Annotated in this window: 18 protein-coding genes; 1 reads left to right on the top strand and 17 read right to left on the bottom strand. The window is 46.3% G+C overall.

Annotated features, from left to right (window positions below; genetic code table 11):
- Positions 1-14 precede the first annotated feature (14 nt).
- From ACN6NF_RS06580 to ACN6NF_RS06515, 14 genes are all read right to left on the bottom strand, one after another.
- Positions 15-527 carry an A24 family peptidase gene (locus tag ACN6NF_RS06580; protein ID WP_474316252.1) on the bottom strand — a complete coding sequence of 171 codons (513 nt, stop codon included), beginning with the start codon at positions 525-527 and terminating at the stop codon, positions 15-17.
- Positions 528-611: 84 nt separating this feature from the next.
- Positions 612-1,607, bottom strand: a complete 996-nt coding sequence (locus tag ACN6NF_RS06575) for a pilus assembly protein (RefSeq protein ID WP_474316250.1) — start codon at positions 1,605-1,607, stop codon at positions 612-614.
- Positions 1,576-3,792, bottom strand: coding sequence for a hypothetical protein (locus tag ACN6NF_RS06570; protein ID WP_474316248.1), 2,217 nt, complete (start codon positions 3,790-3,792; stop codon positions 1,576-1,578). The genes ACN6NF_RS06575 and ACN6NF_RS06570 overlap by 32 nt, the downstream gene beginning before the upstream one ends.
- A 42-nt stretch (positions 3,793-3,834) precedes the next feature.
- Positions 3,835-4,503, bottom strand: coding sequence for a TadE/TadG family type IV pilus assembly protein (locus tag ACN6NF_RS06565; protein ID WP_474316246.1), 669 nt, complete (start codon positions 4,501-4,503; stop codon positions 3,835-3,837).
- The gene (locus ACN6NF_RS06560; RefSeq protein ID WP_474316244.1) at positions 4,503-4,694 is read right to left on the bottom strand and encodes a Flp1 family type IVb pilin; all 192 of its coding nucleotides are present in this window, start codon (positions 4,692-4,694) and stop codon (positions 4,503-4,505) included. The genes ACN6NF_RS06565 and ACN6NF_RS06560 overlap by 1 nt, the downstream gene beginning before the upstream one ends.
- A 13-nt stretch (positions 4,695-4,707) precedes the next feature.
- Positions 4,708-5,580: a type II secretion system F family protein gene (locus ACN6NF_RS06555; protein ID WP_474317520.1), complete on the bottom strand. Its 873-nt coding sequence runs from the start codon at positions 5,578-5,580 to the stop codon at positions 4,708-4,710.
- Between the two features lie 18 nt (positions 5,581-5,598).
- On the bottom strand, positions 5,599-6,390 hold the full coding sequence (locus ACN6NF_RS06550; RefSeq protein ID WP_474316241.1) for a type II secretion system F family protein: 792 nt from the start codon (positions 6,388-6,390) through the stop codon (positions 5,599-5,601).
- On the bottom strand, positions 6,387-7,634 hold the full coding sequence (locus ACN6NF_RS06545) for a CpaF family protein (RefSeq protein WP_474316240.1): 1,248 nt from the start codon (positions 7,632-7,634) through the stop codon (positions 6,387-6,389). The genes ACN6NF_RS06550 and ACN6NF_RS06545 overlap by 4 nt, the downstream gene beginning before the upstream one ends.
- A gap of 13 nt (positions 7,635-7,647) precedes the next feature.
- Positions 7,648-8,817 carry a P-loop NTPase family protein gene (locus ACN6NF_RS06540; RefSeq protein WP_474316238.1) on the bottom strand — a complete coding sequence of 390 codons (1,170 nt, stop codon included), beginning with the start codon at positions 8,815-8,817 and terminating at the stop codon, positions 7,648-7,650.
- Positions 8,818-9,337: 520 nt separating this feature from the next.
- Entirely contained in the window at positions 9,338-11,665 is a 2,328-nt protein-coding gene (locus tag ACN6NF_RS06535; RefSeq protein ID WP_474316237.1) for a histidine kinase, read from the bottom strand.
- Positions 11,666-11,884: 219 nt separating this feature from the next.
- Positions 11,885-12,772 (bottom strand): metal ABC transporter permease, encoded by an 888-nt coding sequence (locus ACN6NF_RS06530; RefSeq protein ID WP_016820689.1) that lies wholly within the window; start codon positions 12,770-12,772, stop codon positions 11,885-11,887.
- Positions 12,769-13,698: a metal ABC transporter permease gene (locus tag ACN6NF_RS06525; protein WP_474316235.1), complete on the bottom strand. Its 930-nt coding sequence runs from the start codon at positions 13,696-13,698 to the stop codon at positions 12,769-12,771. Before ACN6NF_RS06525 ends, ACN6NF_RS06530 begins: the two co-directional genes overlap by 4 nt.
- Positions 13,699-13,703: 5 nt before the next feature.
- Entirely contained in the window at positions 13,704-14,468 is a 765-nt protein-coding gene (locus ACN6NF_RS06520; RefSeq protein WP_474316233.1) for a metal ABC transporter ATP-binding protein, read from the bottom strand.
- A 14-nt stretch (positions 14,469-14,482) separates the two neighbouring features.
- Positions 14,483-15,454, bottom strand: coding sequence for a metal ABC transporter solute-binding protein, Zn/Mn family (locus ACN6NF_RS06515; protein WP_474316231.1), 972 nt, complete (start codon positions 15,452-15,454; stop codon positions 14,483-14,485).
- A 237-nt stretch (positions 15,455-15,691) separates the two neighbouring features.
- Between ACN6NF_RS06515 and ACN6NF_RS06510 the strand changes: the two genes are divergently transcribed.
- Positions 15,692-16,480 (top strand): DUF3153 domain-containing protein, encoded by a 789-nt coding sequence (locus ACN6NF_RS06510; protein ID WP_474316229.1) that lies wholly within the window; start codon positions 15,692-15,694, stop codon positions 16,478-16,480.
- Here ACN6NF_RS06510 and ACN6NF_RS06505 read toward each other — a convergent pair.
- The 3 genes from ACN6NF_RS06505 to ACN6NF_RS06495 all read right to left on the bottom strand — a co-directional run bounded on the left by ACN6NF_RS06505 (position 16,477) and on the right by ACN6NF_RS06495 (position 17,897).
- Positions 16,477-16,902 (bottom strand): thiol-disulfide oxidoreductase DCC family protein, encoded by a 426-nt coding sequence (locus ACN6NF_RS06505; RefSeq protein WP_025364320.1) that lies wholly within the window; start codon positions 16,900-16,902, stop codon positions 16,477-16,479. The genes ACN6NF_RS06510 and ACN6NF_RS06505 overlap by 4 nt on opposite strands.
- A 125-nt stretch (positions 16,903-17,027) precedes the next feature.
- Positions 17,028-17,354, bottom strand: coding sequence for a hypothetical protein (locus tag ACN6NF_RS06500; protein WP_017426537.1), 327 nt, complete (start codon positions 17,352-17,354; stop codon positions 17,028-17,030).
- Positions 17,355-17,477: 123 nt separating this feature from the next.
- Positions 17,478-17,897, bottom strand: coding sequence for an organic hydroperoxide resistance protein (locus ACN6NF_RS06495; RefSeq protein WP_474316227.1), 420 nt, complete (start codon positions 17,895-17,897; stop codon positions 17,478-17,480).
- Between the last annotated feature and the right edge of the window lie 412 nt (positions 17,898-18,309).

Raw genomic sequence — 18,309 nt, 5'->3', positions numbered from 1 at the left:
CCCAATCGGACACGTCATGACAAGAAGTAAAGATAAGCACTGACCGCTCCCGGAATGACTGCCGTCATAAAAGGAAACCTGAGGTGTGCTTCTCTCCCGCTTGTCAGTGCTTTACCACTGCGAAACAGGAAAAATCCTCCTAAATTAAACGCCACGCGCCGCAATCTCATGATGGTTTCCCTCTTCCATAGTAAAATTCCTATACCAATAATGCCTGCAAAAAAAATCGAATATAGAGCCGATTGCCACGCAAAAGCAGCACCTGTCCAGGCTCCAATTAAGCCGAACAACTTTACATCTCCTGCACCAATAGCTCCCATCCAGTACAAAATCAGCATGAATCCAAAACCGGTGCCAAGACCAGCAGTAGCAAATAAAAAACCGTGCCAACCTCCGAACAGAGTATTGAACAGCAAGCCTACCGCTATGCCGGGCAACGTAAGCTTATTAGGTATTTTCATGCTTCGTAAATCCGTAACTAGCGCGATCGCCAGCAGAACTCCACACACAATATACATCCACGTCAATGTGATCTTCCCCCTTTACAACAATGAAAACTAGCAGGCCTGCCAAATCATTTTTCAATGTAGTTATCTCTATACGTCTATAGCCTATCCCTCATTTGTTTTCTGTACAGAAAACGGAACCTCAATACGTTGGCCATCCTCCGTTTCAATTACAAAGCTCCATTGACCTGGTGTTGTGTTTGTTCCCACAAACCAGTTCCATTCAACAATTCCTTCTGCATTGGCTGAGGTCCAGCCCAAGTGCTGAGCTGTGCTTTCACCTGACTTATAAAGTACCGAAAGGGTAGCATTCGTCCCAGGTTCAACCTTGGCCTTGATCAAATTGTATACACCCTTCACAGCAGGTTCAGGCTTGACGAGCAACTGTATGGAATGCTGCGCATCCTTATCCCCTGTTGCATCATCTGTACCTGCTCCCTCTCCTGTATCACCAATCCAAAGACGTTCTTCAGCCGCCGCTTGGAGCACAATGTTGCGATACAAAAAGGGAACCTTCATCGGTAGTTCATACGATAGCTCTACTCTAAAATAAGGGTCCTTAGTTTCTGTAAGAGAGGGTACATGAACGCTCGTTATATGAATACGGTCATACTCCAGAATACTTTTCTCCATAAAAGGCTTTAGCATCGTCTTCAGAACAGGATCAAGTGCAGCCTCCGTCAAGCGTCCCCGTAGCTCCTCCAGCGGCTTTTGACCGCCTTGAACAGCGCTTTCTACCCAGTCGCCGATTGGAGGTGGCAGTTGGGCAGCGAATTGGCTTGCATATTCACTCACAGATAACTTAGGAAGTTCATCTAGCGGTTTGCGGGCTGCATCTATTTTAGCGGACGCTGCCTCCACGGCTAGAGACACCGGGTAGATTTTAGTCGAAACCTGCTTAACCGTTTCTGAAGCAGTAGTCTGCAAGGCTGTGGAGACCAGCGTCATTTGGACCATATAAATTAGAAAAATAATAAAAAACAAAAACAATGGCAACACCAGTGACGCTTCTAAAACAATACTTCCTTGTTCAGGCTGCTTCAGTCCATAAACCTGCCGTAGATACTGATTAATAGGAAAAATGCGCTGTTTTCGTGACATAGTACACACTTCCCTTAATACTTTCGCCTTCTTTGGAGGCGGTTCCGAGCATCTTCATTACTCCAGGTAGAAACCACAGCCTCATCCCATTCTTGACCTCACCCTTTGCATACGTCCGTCGCTCAGCGGGATTGACATCTGTATTCAAGCGAATCAAAGCAAGCATACGAGACATTTTTCGTTCATTATTGCTATGAAGCATCAGAAACAATCGCAAATGATCCTTGTAAGTCATTCGAAATTTCAGAAAATCAGACAAAGGCACATCCCCTTTTTGTGCCAGCATGATCATATCTTCAATCGCCTTCTCTACTCCATATAACAAAGCTGCCGCCAAAACGACCAACGGGTTACCTTTTGAGCTATTTTTAACTAGCCCCTCCATCGTTCGAATGGCAAGCCTCATAGCAAAAATCTCTCCGTAGGCAGATGCCAGATTACTCGTCGGATTATGAAACCCATACAAGATGTACTCAACTTCCTGATTATTTACCTCCAGCCGATCCCCCAAAATCTGTGCGGCGTTACCTACATTTCCACCTGATCTGGCCAAACTGCCAAATCGGCTGAAATCCATATGATGGAAGTAAGAAAGCGCGTATTCATTCTGGTAAAACTCGTCTCCCAGTTGAGTTAGTAAGTTGGACGCTGCCTCGTATAAACCATCCATACTATCCATGGAAGCCCCCGCTGCATCATAGGTATCATAGGACAAATCAGCGGTTACAGATGGACTGGATGAAGACTGATTAAACGAAATACTTTCATTGTAATACTGCTCCACCACTCGGAATTGCTCAGCACTTTGTTTACCTTTAGAAAGAACCTCAATGATCCGATAGGCTTGCTTGAGCTTGTTTTTCGCCTCTTTTTCCATTTTCTTGCGTTCTTTGTCCGGGCCGCGTCGCGTATCCATCATTCTGGCTTCCCCGTCGAGTACATTCGCGGTTCCCGCCCAAGCATACGCATTTAAGTATTTATCTATCTCCTTGAGCGTTGAAGCAACTTCTTGCTTGAGCATGTCTGCATTCAAAAATGGATCTGTATAGAAAGATAGTGTACGTCTCATGCTCGTTATTATATTGTTAGCAGTATTTATTGCAATCCATTGCTTTTCGATTTCTGCTTCCCATTGCTCAAATTCATTGTTCGGAACCAACAGATCCTCTGCTTTTTGCCGGGCACTTCCTACAGACGGATCGGCGCCGGTGCCTGCTCCGCTTGGAGTGGGGGCTGCCGAAACCACGTCATAGCCTGCATTGGCCGCCCTCTGCTTATATTGGACAATAACTTTACGCATTTCTTCATTAATCTGGCGAGCTTCATTCAACGGTTCTTTGGCTTCCAAAAGCAGCTTATCATGCTCCTCTCCAGTCTGAACCATGACCTGTCGCAGGCGATCCAGTGCTGTCCTTGCCCTCCTTGCATATTTCTCCATCTGCATGATTTTAACATCGTCCACACTCTTCTTGTTATCCTCATATACATGCACGTAATGCTTATATTGAGCAGCAATATCGGCTACAACCTCAAGTGGGTCCCATATATACTGATTGGGCATATATGTCCCCCTCTGTTTAATAATCCGTTTGCGAACCTCTTCCATATAAGCTCCTGCCTTACGCTGTTTCTCCAGCATGTCATCCAGTTTGGCCTCTCGTCTGTCATACAGCTTTTGCAGCCGTTTCAGCAAATCTACCGTGTGTGAAGCCTCCTTCATATTTTGAGAGAGCGGCTTTAGCTTTTCTAGCACTTCCATCGTAAAATCGACAGGCGCTTTATACTTCATCTCTTCACGGATCTGCTCGTTAAATATGGCATATTTACCAAGCTCCCTTTCCATTTGCAGTGAACTGGAATCCAGCTTCATATTCATTAGCGGTAGCGTTTGCGCGCGCGCCGTACGCCGCGTACTGTCATTCAGCACTTTGACCATAATTTGCTCTCCACCACCTTTACCATAAGCAAACAAGCCGTACTCCTGCTGTAATGTCGGGTCATAAGCAGACATCACTGATCGAACCGCCGCATGGGTCAGCCGTTCAGTCTGTACATGCAGCGCAGCAATTCTCACGTAATCAATAAATACAGCAATAAAACCAAACATGACCGCCAAAATCAGAATGAGGAAGACCGTGACTGCCCCCGATTCCCCATCCTTTGTATTACGTCCCTTACCAAACACCCGCTTCCTCCTTTCCAGTTTACATTCCCGTTTACCTACTCCTTACTGACCGTTTTGCCCATATTGCATCAATACTTTCCCTACAATTGCCTGATCTACCTTTTCACCTGAGCCTCTGCCCATAAACTTCGCACCATAATAACGGACCAACTCCACTGTACGAATCCATTCCACAGGTTCCACCACACCTGAGCTCATTTTTCCTTGTAAATCTGTATGATCTAAAAACTGATTCAACAAAGGTACCTTCACGATCTTATTTAGCTCTGTGGTCACCTTACGGTAAATCATACTGTTCTTATATGTCATCTGCCCATGCATGCCCGCAGGCATTCTATTTTCTGCATTGGACAGCTTCTGAGCAGGTAATGAGCCTCCTTCATTGCCGCCTGGTACCTGTACACTTTCCTGATTGTTGGCTCCGGTCCAGCCAAACAGGGCGCCTAACATAACATCATCCTTCAAGCGCCAATAGAGAGAGTCACGTTGCCCATGCGCAAATGCTCCTGTACGTGGGTCCTTAAAGCTATTATCCCAACTGTAAGCGGCTCGTTCCGAAGCAGTAGAAGCAACCTGCACCAATATAGATTTTTGATATATATACAGGCAAAAAAATAACATTATAAAAATGACCAGCAGCAGAATGGGGAAGACGAGGGAAGCCTCCAAGGAGAAGCTCCCGTCCTCTTTTTGTACCAATTTGCGCAGCATTATGAATCCATAAAATCGTTACTTTTTTTATCTGCCTTTTTCAACAGCCCTTCTACAATTTTCTTGATCTGATCTTTAAAAATAATCGCCACCGCAATCAGAATCGCAATGATCAGGATCATTTCTAACGTCCCCAAACCATCCTCATTCTTGTACAATTTACGAATACTACCCGCTACAATTGTCATCATCACTTTATTCCTCCTACATATTCATCATCATTAAAGCCGGAGCGCCCACCAGCACAATGACCGTTAGCAAAATTAGTGCCATCGGGAAGACTAACTTTGAAGAAGCCTGTTCCCCTCTTGTACGGCTAATTGAAGTCCGCTTGCTCCATAACGTCTGAGATAACTCACGTAAAGCCATTACAAAATCGCTCCCGCCACGCCTCATATTCAATAAAACTGTCGTTGTAAATATCGTCACTTCCTGAATACCACAACGTTTGCTCAGATGTTCAAATGCCTGTTGAAAGGAATAGCCACTTTCCCATTCCCCCACTGCCTGCCGCAATTCCCGATACAATGGATGTACCGTATCTGCCCCTTTACGTTCCACGCAATGAAGCAAAGCCCGTTGCACCGTCTCTCCCGCACCAACTAAAAGCATCATTTTACTCAATAGTTCGGGCAATTCCATTAAGATTTGCTGATCCCGCTTCTGTACTTTCCCATGCAAATCCCTGACCAGCGCAACTGGCACCAGTACACCGAGCCCCAACCCAAGCACCAGCCCAGTCGCTTCCCCGCCCATCATAAGCGATATTAATGCTCCACCAGCAGCCACCATATATCCGTAACCCAACATTTCTGCCAGAAAAAGCATCGTTTTTTCTCCGCTGTGGCGCATACCATACAACTTCTGTATTGAACGCTGTAGCTTGAACATCAGCAAAGGCAGCCTATGAGTGGCACGTGAGACATGAAGCATGTGTACAAAAGGCACCGAAAGTTTTTGCAGCCGCAGTCCTTCCAGCTTCATATGGCGAAAATGTGCATACTTAGCAGCATACATTTGGTTCAGCACCACCCAACCTCCCACTTGCAGAACCAGCATGACCATACAAACCAACATCAACACACCTATCACTCCTTACACTTCAATCTTCATAATGTGGTTGATCCACACGAGACAGCCACCAAGCACAAGTAAGCAAAAGGTTGATAAAATCATACCTGTACCGCTGTATAAGGGCATCATGTAGTCTCCCGCTGTCACTGTCATAAACAAAACAAACAAAAAAGGTGCTGCAAACATAACCCTCGATTCAAAACGTTTCTGCGCAATCATTACACCGATCTCCTGCTGAATTTCCAGCTTCTCACCAATGACATTTGAAGCCCGTCGTACGACTTCCACCAGATCCCCTCCAGTTCGTTTGCAAGCCGCAAATACATCCGCAAAATTCGTAATATCCTCCATCTGAGCCCGACGAGCCAAATCCTGCAAAGCAGCCTCTACAGGCTGTCCGATCTCAAGGCAGGCTGTAATGATGTTAAATTCAAAAATCAGATCGTGATCACCATCCGGGCTAAGCAACCTCAAATCCTCTACAGCCTCACGAAACCCATTCTCCACCGATCTTCCCGCTGAAAGAGAAGACGAAAGCGCGTATAAAGCCTGCTTGAATTGAATGCTTAAGGCAGACCTACGCCGTTGCAGCAAAAACTTTCTAAAATAACGAGGTGTCACCACAGCTCCAGCAGCGCACAGCAACGATAATATCCATTGGTGATAAAATAGATATCCGATCATCGCGAACAGCACTCCACTAAAGAGAATGCACAGACTCTTTTGTACATTCGATAATGTATACACCGTATAATCCGGCAGAGAAGGGATCTCACGTGACACTTGCTTGGCAGTCGCCTTTCCTGTTATCATGCCGATACTCCTTCCCTGTGCCAGCTTTCCGGCTTGATCCCGGCCATTTGCAGTTTCAATGTATGTTGCAGACCCCCACCACAACGTTCCAGTCCCCCTACGATTTGTCCGTTACTTTCTCCGCGTTCCTGGAAACGATAAAGGGGATTCAGCGTCACCTCACCATTTTCAAAGCCAATCACTTCGCTAATTTCCAACACCCTTCTGGATTTGTCGCGTAACCGTGACAAATGAACAAATATATCAATGGCCGAGCTAATCTGCTGCCGTACTACTCCAAGCGGAAGCTCTGCCCCACCGAGCACCATCGTTTCCAGCCGGCTGACCATATCGCGGATATTATTCGAGTGCCCAGTTGATAAGCTCCCATCGTGTCCCGTGTTCATTGCTTGCAGCATATCCAATGCCTCACTCCCTCTGACCTCACCCACCACGATGCGGTTGGGCCGCATACGCAGGGAGGAACGGATCAGATCACGAATCGTGATTTCTCCCTTCCCCTCGGTGTTCGCGTTCCGTGTTTCCATGGAAACCAGGTTGGGGACAGTCACAATTTGCAGCTCTGCCGAATCTTCAATCGTAATAATCCGTTCAGATGAAGGGATGAACTGGGATAATGCATTCAGAAAAGTTGTTTTACCAGAACCCGTTCCGCCGCTTATAAAAATGTTGTACTTGCTACGTACCAAGTCTTTGAGCATAGCCGCGGCTTCTGTATTGAGCGCACCTATTCGTATCAAATCATCCATCGTCATGGGACGCTCGGGAAACTTCCGTATAGTCATTGTCGGTCCCTTGAGAGCAACTGGCGGCAGCACAATATTTACACGTGATCCGTCCTTTAATCGGGCATCCACAATGGGAGAAGCCTCATTCACAATTCGGTTCACCCCGGCTACAATTGTCTGGATCAAATCCTCCAGTCGTTCGCGGGATTCGAATTGATCGGACACCTGAATCACCTCACCTGCCCGCTCTACAAAGATTTCCCGATGACTGTTGATCATGATTTCCGTAACGGTCGGATCGTCAATCAATGGTTGGAGCACATCAAGCCCACGGAAAGAGTTGAAAATTTTGCGGACAAGTGCATGCTTCTCTCGGGAAGTTAAGCTTGCCAGCTCTACGTCATGTAAAATTCGCTTTTCGATATGCCGTACTAAATCTGTATCCTTTACCGAGGACGTTACGTCCAGCCCGTTCCGAATATCTGCGCGCAATGCCTTAAATTGTTCCTCATTCAATGTCATCATCCCCTTAGGACCAAGCAGCCGTCGGCTGTGCTGCGCTCTCCATATCCAGCAGCTCGCGGCACAAATGACGGATTTCCCGCTGATAAATCGGTGAACTAAGCAACAACTCTCGATGCTGCATCTGTTTCCATGAAGGTATATAGGGTAACGCTCCGTTCAGCTCCATGAAATCACGAGGTAACGAGTTGATCATAGTTCCCATGTAGCGATTCACCACAAAGCTGGTTTTGCATATCATGGCTTCAAGCCCTTCAGGCTGCATAGTTTCTAAAACATCCAGCCATAATCCGCACTTGTGCATACTCATTAAATCGTCAGCCAGCAACCAGATCAGCTTATGACTAGCTTCAAATATGGCTTGAGCCCGGTCACCATTTTCAGAATCGCTATCTACGATCACTACATCATACTGCCCGCTTTCAGCAATCGTTCGAATGAGCTCTTTCGCTTCATCACAAGTCATATCCGTCAATTCCTTGCGATTATAGACAGGTTGAAACGTATCAGACTGAATTTCAGGACGATGCACACAATAGGAAGCCACAGATAACGAAGCGCCCTCATTCCCCTCCGACTTGAGATCATACAGCAGTCTGGATAGTCCTCCTTCTCCTTGTGTTCCGCTAGAACTGTCTGAACCAGTGAACAACGAGCTTGAATCCACCGTTTCCAGATTCAAATAGAATACGGAATATCCCTCATTCCCCAGCTGCTTGGACATATTGAGCGCGGCCGTTGTCTTGCCTAATCCGCCTGAAGCTGCCACCATGCCGATAATCATTCCACCTTCCCGACTGTTTACACTTTTCCGACCATTCGAGCTCTGTCTCGCCGTTTCCAAAATAAAACCGACCAGCTCAGATAAAGGCTGAAATTTTAATACAGGCTGCCCATATTCGCTTACTTGTTCTCCCTCATGTAATACCAAACAAGGAATATCTGCATCTTCCCGAGCTGTCCATAGATTCAGAAAGGACATTTCACCTACCACTACATCTGGTTTTTTCATTCCGCTGGTTTCCATCATGTATTGATGAAATGCCTCCGGCTGCGAAAAAGCCGTTATCCTGAGCCTTCTGGCGTACTCGCTTCCGTGAACATAATTCAGCAGAGGCTCAATATAATCCCGGCCTTCTACTGCCAATACCACTTTTACCGGAACCAATACGCTCATCCCCTTTCCCAGTACAAGAACGCAAAAAAGCACCGTCCATCCATCCGTAAGTACATACGGTTGGTGAACGGTGCTTCCGTCACGTGCAATCTATTTACTGGTAGAATAGCATAGCACCTATGTTAGAGCAAGTATTTTTTGCGAAAGTATTTTCCTCAAATCCTGGTACTAGGAGAAGGCGGGCAATCTAGCCCCGCCCCCTACGATCTTAATCTTAGTAGAATTTGTGGTGACGACGATGACAGTCATGATGGCGATGATGACGACGTTTCCGGCAATGACATTTCTTATCAAAGTCTTCATGTTTCCAGTGATCACGTTTAAATTTTGGTTTAAACTTAATCACAGTCACCTTAATGATTTTCTTAAAAACACGTTTTTTTGGCTTTGGAAAATGACAATCATGCTTACGATGTTTATACATTCAAACTCGCCTCCATTTCTTTGAGATAGAATATACTATGGAAGCAGTGCATAACCGGTAACCAGCATATGACTATTTATGAATGGATTGGGCATTTTAATAATCTGTCTCCAGCTTAATATCCGGGTCATAATCCGCCACGATAAGAACATCCATATGACGTGCTTGACGGAGAATCCTCGGCACGACCGCAGTCTTTCCCCAACAGCTACTTCGGGAAGACTGCCCCACGATGAGCTGCGTGCCTGAATATCCTTCCACTGGAGCAATCAAAATGTCGGCAATCTCGCGTCGACTGGAAACAAGCCGAATTTCAAAGGTTCCCCCCAGTCGGTGGGTCAGCAACTTTAGTTGTTCCAGACGAGGGTGCAATCTCTCCGGTATACACTCACCGACATGAACATAAGTCACAATCCACACAGCTTTCAGGCGAAAGGCGATACGAAAACCGCGGCGAATCAGCCTTTCAGCATTTTCGCTTAGCGTCACGCCTACAAAAATCACTTCCTCCCTGCGCCACGGTCCCCGAAGTGACTCGTGCCGATCCCAGGATTCTAGCCGCTCATCTACATCGTCTGCCAATTCCCGCAAAGCAAGTTCACGCAGCGCAATTAGATTACCCAGCTTAAAAAAGTGGCTAAGAGCCTGCTCCACCTTCGCAGGATCGTAAATTTTGCCCTCTCGCATCCGTTGCTGTAACGATTTGGGAGCCACATCAACAAGCTGTACTTCATCAGCCAGACGCATCATATGGTCGGGGACAGTCTCTCTCACCCGAATGCCAGTAATTTGTTCTACTGCGTCATTCAAGCTTTCCAAATGCTGCACATTCATTGTGGATATAACAGAAATACCTTGCTCCAAAATGGCCAGTACATCCTCATAACGTTTAGATTTCAGACTTCCCGGAACGTTGGTATGTGCCAGCTCGTCAATTAGCACTACTTCAGGATTACGCCTGAGAATGGCTTCAGTGTCCATCTCTTCCAAATGTGCACCATGACGCTCGATAGACTGGCGGGGAATCATCTCCAGAGAGCCTACCTGCGCTAGTGTTTCTGCTCTTCCGTGCGTTTCCAGTAATCCAATAACCACATCAATCCCGCTTTCCAGCAGATCATTTCCCTCTCTCAGCATGGTGTATGTTTTGCCGACCCCCGGAGCAGCACCAATGTATACTTTGAGCTTGCCGCGCAGGATTTTGGCTTCCTCAGCCTGTACTTCCTCAACACTCAAACGATGATACGGGTCAGTATCTCCTTCCTCCTGTCTCATCGTTGGCAAAATCCGTTCACCCTCCTGCTCAGCTCGGTCTGCAATCAACAGCAGGTCCATATTTTTCATTCGTTTTAAAATTCCGTTCACCAGTGATCCTTTAACCAGCTCCTGCCATGGAGTCTGACGAGAATGCCCCATAACAATTCGGGTAACATTGTGAGTCACCGCATAATGTATAAGTTGACGTGGCAGCCTTCTGCGGGAAAGGAGCGGGATTTCTTCAAATGTCGCCCCGATCTTGTCGGCCAACTGCTCAATGGAACGCTTGAAGGCTGCTGATTCCTTGGACAGCTTGCGTTTCGAGCTGACAAAGGAGACCACCAGCATATCTCCACCCAACCGCTTTGCCACCTGTTCCCCCCTGCGTACATAAATGGACCCATTCCAATGATACTGGACAGGCACCAAAATACGCTCTGCGGCTCCTGACGCCCCGTGCAAGCCTAGCTCCTCTCGGTGCCGTTCCAGCGAATCATTCACATCCTCTGCCACCAATCGCAGAGCGAGCTCACGCAATTTACCCAGATTTCCCCGGTGAAACATCTCAGGATTGGGCGTATGCATGTAACCTTTCGCCAGCCGTTCCAGAATCATCTCCGGGGTGGCATCAATTAAACGAATTTCATCCGCTAGCTCCAATGTATCAACCGGAACCGTATACTCCGCTTCAAATCCTGTCAGCTGATATACCCACTCCGTGATCCCTTCGAGTTCATAAACATTGACCGTCGTAATGACGCTAATTCCCATCTCCAGCAAATACCGTATATCCTCCAACCTTGTTGGAAATGAGGCGTCTTTTCGGTTATGATGTGCCAAATGATCCACCAGCACCACCTCAGGATTTCGTGCCACCAAAGCTTCCACATTCAGATCCTTTTGCTCCTCGCCATCCTTCATCCAATGAATACTGGGTACTCGCTCTAGGGAGCCGACCTGTTCCACGGTCTCACGCCGCTGCAGAGTCGATACCGCACAAATTACAACATCAATCCCTTCATGCTGCAGCGATTGTCCCTCCTGCAGCATGTGATACGTTTTGCCCGAGCCACTGACCGCACCAATGTATATTTTGAGTCTGCCTCGATGCAGTTTGTTAATGGAATCCAGTATTTCCTCTGGTGATTTACGTTTGAAGCTCTCCAATTTCGTTCCTCCCCGCAGCGTAACAGCTCGTTCCGAACCCTTTTGTGTGGTTATAAAGAATGTACTCCCGTGTCCCGGTTAATTCAAGATGACCCAACAAGCTTGCTTCAAAAAAAGCAGCACAATTTAGCATAAGCGTAAAAAAGCGTGCATTCAGGCACTTTATGCCCGTCTGCACGCTATTTTGAGTAATTCATATAGGATCACTTCCTACGAGACTCACTTGCTATTTTCGCCAACGATTCCTCGCTGTTGAAATAACTTTCGCCATACCACACCATGAGACGGGGAAAATAGAAAAGCCAAGAGCAGCAACACACCCGACACACACAGCATACATGCCGCAATAGAAGCATCCAATACAGTTGCTGTATAAAAGCCTACGATCGAGCTAATAGCTCCAACTCCCACGCTGTATGCAATCATACGGGACAGCTTCTCCGTCAGCAAATAAGCGGTAAGAGGCGGGACAACGAGCATGCCAACCACTAGAATTGCACCCACGCTCTCAAATGACGCCACTGTTGTTAGCGATACGAGACTCATTAGCAGATAATGAAAAAAAACAACCGGAATGCCTAATGAAGCTGCCAATGCAGGATCAAAGGAAGTGACTTTAAATTGCTTGAAAAAGCCCCCTACCACGAGCAGATTGATCAAAAACATCGCGCCCGTAATCCACACAGCCCTCGGACCTATATCGAAGCCAGCAATCTCTATCGTATTCCACGGGACATAGGCAATTTCCCCATACAAAACGTGGTCCATATCCAGATGGGCATTGGAAGCAAACACGCTGATCAGCAGTACACCGATAGCAAACAATGTCGTAAACACCACGCCAATGGCAGCATCACTTTGCAGACCGCTTTGTTGGAATAGCTGAATCAGATACACTGTTAGAAGCCCCAGCACGGCTGCACCAAACATCATCCACACCGAATCCCTCGATCCACTGATTAGAAAGGCAATGACAATACCAGGCAGTACCGCATGACTGATTGCATCACCGATCATAGCCATTTTCCGAAGCACGAGAAAGCATCCGACGATACTACATCCCCCTGCCACTAACATTCCCGTCAGAATCACATAAAATGAACTCATAGGGCCCGCTCCTCCCTTGGCTGTGCTCCGACTCTCTGTTCCAGACTTTTTCTGGCGTTCAACCGAACGATAGCCTTGGAAATCATTCCGCGCTGTGGTGCAAAGATCAGACTTACACCAAATACCACAGTCGCACATAACACGCACAATGGTCCTGTAGGCAAGTTTTGTCCCAGAGAGCTAATAACGGTCCCACCCAGACCCGCTATAGCACCAAACAAACCTGACAGGCATACCATAACACCCAGCTTCTCTGTCCAGTATCTTGCCGACACGGCTGGAGTAATTAGCAGAGCAGCCATCATAATGACGCCCACAGCTTGAATGCCAGCCACCACCGCAATGACAATCAACAGCATCAACAACTTATCCAGTAGCCCTGCAGGAAAACCAAGTCCACGAGCAAAGCCGGGATCAAAGCTGAGCAGCTTAAATTCCTTGAAAAATAATATACATATTCCGATGAGCACCACCGAAATTAGCGCCATCGTATAGACATCAGACAACACCATTGCCGCAGCCTGGCCAAATAAAAATTTATCCAACCCACTTTGGTTGCCTGCACCACTATGCTGAATTTCGGTCAACAACATAATGCCGAAGCCAAAAAACACGGACAGCACCGCTGCAATTGCCGAATCGCTTTTAATTCGCGAATACCGGGTTAACGCACTGATGGCAAAGGTAGCAACAATCCCTGCAATGGCTGCCCCAATCATAAATCCAAACATGGATTTTGTGCCTGTGATCATAAAAGCCACACATACCCCCGGCAAAGCCGCATGGGCCAAAGCATCTCCCATAAGCGATTGCTTACGCAAATACATGAAACTGCCAATCACCCCGCTGCTTAAACCGAGTAAAATGCAGCCTAGCAGAATCCACTGCATGTTCGGGTCTGTCAAAAGCGCCACCAAGCTTGTCACACTGCTCACCTCACTCCGAGTATCGTGCCGGATTCAGAACCTGTTTTGAGTATACTCAGGCGCCCGCCATACGTACGTTGCAGATTTCTCTCGGTAAAAATATCTGCGGTCTCTCCAAACGCCATCAGATGCCCATTCAACAGCATAACCTGGTCAAAATAATCCGTGACCGTAGATAAATCATGATGAACGACAAGCACAGTTTTCCCCTGCTGTTTCAGATCGTTAAGCAATGAAATGATAGCTTTTTCTGTTGCCGCGTCCACACCGACAAACGGTTCATCCATAAAATAAAGCTGAGCGTCCTGCGCAAGTGCTCTCGCCAAAAAAACACGTTGCTGCTGACCGCCGGACAATTGACTAATCTGCCTGTCTGCAAATTCGCTCATTCCAACCTTGTCCAAACTCTCCATCGCAGCTTGACGATCTGCTGCTCCCGGACGCTTAAACCAGCCCAGTCTGCCGTACCGTCCCATCATAACCACATCCAGAGCATTCGTCGGAAAATCCCAATCCACCGACTCCCGCTGCGGTACATATCCAACCTTGAGCAACTGTTGCTTATAGGGCTTGCCGTAGACCAGCACCTCACCCCTGAGCTTTGGAATTAGCCCCAGCACGGCCTTGATCAGTGTAGATTTGCCAGCTCCGTTGGGACCGATAATACCAATCAGCTTGCCTTCCGGCACCTCAAAGGAGACATCGAACAAAACGGGCTTTTTTTGATATGCTACCGATAAATCACGAACAACAAGTGGTGAATGTCCCATGTGTCTACGCCTCCTTATTTAAGAGCTCTAACGATCGTATTCACGTTATGATTGACCATTCCAATATATGTTCCATCTTCTGTACCCTCTTCACCCATAGCATCCGAATACAGCTCGCCGCCAACCTTTATGGTATGACCTTGCTGAGCTGCACCCTGGATAACGGCATCGATGGCCTTTCTCGGCACACTTGATTCTACAAATATGGCTTTAATTTTATGCTCTACCAGATAATCTCTCAGCTTGGTCACATCTTGTGAGCCCGCCTCTGATTCTGTACTCATGCCTTGAAGGCCTTTTACTTGAATCTGGTAAGCGTCTCCGAAATAGCCAAAGGCATCATGTGCTGTGACAAGTACGCGCTGAGCCTTCGGTATACTGGCAATCTGCTCTCTCGTGTAATCGTCCAGTTCTCGTAGCTCAGCGAGATAAGCTTCGGCATTGGCCTTGTAATCCTCCGCATGAGCAGCATCCAGTTCCGACAATTCATCTCTGACGGTTTCTACCGCAGACACCCAGTTTTGTACATCAAACCAGATATGCGGATCATACTCAGACCCCATTTCTGGGCTAGCTGCACGCAATAGATTTTGAGCAATGTTTTTGGACACGGGAATAACGGGTTTTTGCTTGCTGATTTTCTCCAGAATGTCCTGCATTTTTCCTTCCAGATGCAACCCGTTATAAAAAATGATGTCGGCTTCATCCAGTTTGCGCATATCTCCCTGAGAAGCCTTGTACAAATGTGGGTCAACACCTGACTTCATAATTCCCGTGACCTCCACATGAGCACCGCCGACCTTCCCGACAATGTCAGAGATCATACCGATGGTAGTTGTAGCCTTTATTTTTTGCCCAGCCTCTTTCGCAGCTCCCTGCTCTGTCTTCTTGGCATCTGTACATGCCGTCGCTAGGACTAGAACCAGAGACAACACTCCAACCGTCGCTACCCATTGCGGCAAAGCCTTCTTAAACTGCTTGTTCATGTTTCAAAATCCTCCTTTTAATATTTGTTTGGGGGACAAACTATTTACTTTAGACAATTATTTTTTATCTATACTATATTTTAGAGTATACACTAAACTTTTTACCTAGGGAAACATTTTTGAGATATAAATCTTAACTATTCTTTTATATCGTTCGATTTTGGCTCTCTGAATGTGTAATATATAGAAGATATCCAGTCGCTATACCAAAGAAACCATACAAAGAAGGTGCAAGTCATGAACCCAACAGGATACAGCCCTTATCGGAACAAACGTCGACAAATACAGTTACGAAAAATAATGCTCATTTTTATGCTGGTGTGTTGTCTGCTTGCCCTAACTTCCTGTGCTCGGGGTGACATTCATGTAGATGTTCATCTGGATCAAAGTGTAGATATGGATGCAACGTTCAGTGTAAACAACCAGACACTGATGATGTTGGACAATCCCGGGCTGCTCGATCGATTAATTCAACGTATACAAAGCAACAATGTAGACGTACAGCAGCTATCAGAGCAGGGGAGAAAGGGTTATCAAATAAAGGGGCATTATCAAGGGGATTGGAGTACAAACCAAAAAAATCCCGATCAGGGTTCAAATCTGCCTGAGGGATTAGAAATAAATCGCGCAGTGAGCCAGCATTTTTTCACAACCAATATGGATCTTACGCTTAAGCTCGATCTACCTCGGATGCTTCCTGAAGAAGCTCGTGGCCTGAGTGATAAATTAGAACAAATGAATGTGTTCGCACGCAAATTGCTAGAGAGGCAACTGGATCTTAACTTCAGCCTTTCCCTACCCATCCAACCTGCTTCCAGTAATGCGGACCGTGTGTCGGATGACGGAAAAACACTCTATTGGGACATTGCTCCATTAGAGTCTAACGAGCTAAAATTGTCGGTCAACGTACCCAATGTACGCCATATCGTGTATGTATCGGTTACGGGTCTTCTACTGATCGCAGTAGCTGTAATATTGCTGATTCGTAATGATCGCCGCAAAAATAAACACAAAAGAAGCAACTAAAAAAATCGTTGCCTAATTTCTGGTGGGGGGATCTGACATTGATCCTCTTCATCCTTGCCAAACCAACGATATCGGTTACGAGCTACCCAGTTATAGACTGCGTTGCGCACAAAGCGGGGAATCAAGATGAATACATAAGCCAGCGGATATGGAAAACGAAGGCGTTTGGCAATCCGTAAAGCTGCGGTTGACCTCGTATAATACGTACCGTCTTCAATCAGCACGAATGTATCCAGTTGATCTGTAGACAGTCCACCTGCACGTAAAAGTTCTTGTCCTGCCTCGGATTGCAGGGAACCAAAATGGAATATTCCCTTAGGATCACGTTTGATAATGAAGCGGGTTGCTCCCTGACAAAAGTGGCATACCCCATCCACCAATACAATGGAATGTTCGATATGGATATGACTAGACTGGTTCATCAACGTTCTTCACCTCCACAGAGAAATCAACGGCATGAAAACGCAACGATTCAATTATAAACAAAAAAACGTCGAAAATATCCGACGCTTGTCTAGAACTGTATAATCCTTACCTGTTCGAAAAACTAGCTCAATGCTTTCTCAAACAGCTGTTTAGCATTAATTTGCTCTAAAAACTCTTCATGGAACTGATCCATACACTTGCAGATAAAATCCTTATGGCATACCGGGCAAGGTGTCGTTAGCAGTCGACTAATATTCGTCAAAGTCCACTCCGGATTACGTTGAGAAAAAACGCGGCACTCCGTTCCATCGGCCAAACTCATTTTAAACTCATAAAGCCCTTCCTTTTCGTTGCTACCAGCCAGCGTGAAATTAACAATATTCGGTCTGTAAGACATCATATCACCCGTATTTTTCAAATTTGTTTCGTACCTGATGACCAGAATCACCTATGACATCTTAATGAATTTTGGCGGTGATGTCAAATGGTTGCACATATCAGCGGATCAAGATTTAGGTGCAAAAGCCGCCGATCCAACGGCGGCCGTGTGTGAAATCTTTAAAAAATGCGGTCAAATGACGTTGAGTTCAACATCAATATTACCGCGAGTGGCTTTGGAGTACGGACAAAAATCATGTGCTTGGCGTGCCAAATCTTCAGCCTGGGAACGCTCAATCCCCGGTATTTTTACATCCAGACGCACCGCTAACTGGAAGCCGCCGTCGCTTGAGTCCTTACCGATCGATACGTAGCTGGTGACCTCTACATTGTCCACCTTTACCTTGGCTTTACGGGCCACATTCGCCAACGCACTTTCATAGCATGCACCATAGCCTGCCGCAAACAATTGCTCCGGATTCGTAGCGTCTCCACCTGCGCCACCCAGTTCCTTCGGTGTGCTCAGCTTATGCTTCAATACTCCGTCTGAAGAAGCCACTGTACCGTCTCTTCCACCATGTACCGTTGCTGAGGCTGTGTATAACGCTTCCATGATTTCATCTCTCCTTCATCCATCTTATTTGCATTCCGCAGGAATCCTCGTCATGTTAATACATGATTTCCTTCTCGTATGTACTTTAAACGAGCCACGCAAAATGAATCATTTTAAAGGGAATAATAACCCTTTTATTTACCGTTTAGTTCCACTTCTTTTGTGTTTACACTATATGTTATAAGCCCCTACTTGAAAGGCCGCCTACACTTAGAAAATTCAAAACGACCAAGCTGCCCCTTGAGAGCAATATAGCTTGGTTTTTTCCATTGTTTAGTTTTAATTAGGATGGCCAATTGCTTCAAAAATACGATAAATTTGCTTATCCACATAAAAGTTGCACTAGACAAAAACTATTGTGGGTGTACAATAGGGATAACGCAATCGCTATGTCATTAATAATATATTTCAA

The organism is Paenibacillus sp. TSM33, from assembly GCF_056099025.1.
Note: the sequence above shows the minus strand (reverse complement) of the source record. Positions and strands in the feature narration are given on the sequence as shown.

Coding starts and splice junctions, on each gene's coding strand:
- ACN6NF_RS06575 (WP_474316250.1), bottom strand. CDS start 1,607: ATGTCACGAAAACAGCGCATTTTTCCTATTAATCAGTATCTACGGCAG.
- ACN6NF_RS06565 (WP_474316246.1), bottom strand. CDS start 4,503: ATGCTGCGCAAATTGGTACAAAAAGAGGACGGGAGCTTCTCCTTGGAG.
- ACN6NF_RS06560 (WP_474316244.1), bottom strand. CDS start 4,694: ATGATGACAATTGTAGCGGGTAGTATTCGTAAATTGTACAAGAATGAG.
- ACN6NF_RS06555 (WP_474317520.1), bottom strand. CDS start 5,580: ATGTTGGTTTGTATGGTCATGCTGGTTCTGCAAGTGGGAGGTTGGGTG.
- ACN6NF_RS06550 (WP_474316241.1), bottom strand. CDS start 6,390: ATGATAACAGGAAAGGCGACTGCCAAGCAAGTGTCACGTGAGATCCCT.
- ACN6NF_RS06540 (WP_474316238.1), bottom strand. CDS start 8,817: ATGAGCGTATTGGTTCCGGTAAAAGTGGTATTGGCAGTAGAAGGCCGG.
- ACN6NF_RS06530 (WP_016820689.1), bottom strand. CDS start 12,772: ATGAGTTCATTTTATGTGATTCTGACGGGAATGTTAGTGGCAGGGGGA.
- ACN6NF_RS06520 (WP_474316233.1), bottom strand. CDS start 14,468: ATGGGACATTCACCACTTGTTGTTCGTGATTTATCGGTAGCATATCAA.
- ACN6NF_RS06515 (WP_474316231.1), bottom strand. CDS start 15,454: ATGAACAAGCAGTTTAAGAAGGCTTTGCCGCAATGGGTAGCGACGGTT.
- ACN6NF_RS06510 (WP_474316229.1), top strand. CDS start 15,692: ATGAACCCAACAGGATACAGCCCTTATCGGAACAAACGTCGACAAATA.
- ACN6NF_RS06505 (WP_025364320.1), bottom strand. CDS start 16,902: ATGAACCAGTCTAGTCATATCCATATCGAACATTCCATTGTATTGGTG.
- ACN6NF_RS06495 (WP_474316227.1), bottom strand. CDS start 17,897: ATGGAAGCGTTATACACAGCCTCAGCAACGGTACATGGTGGAAGAGAC.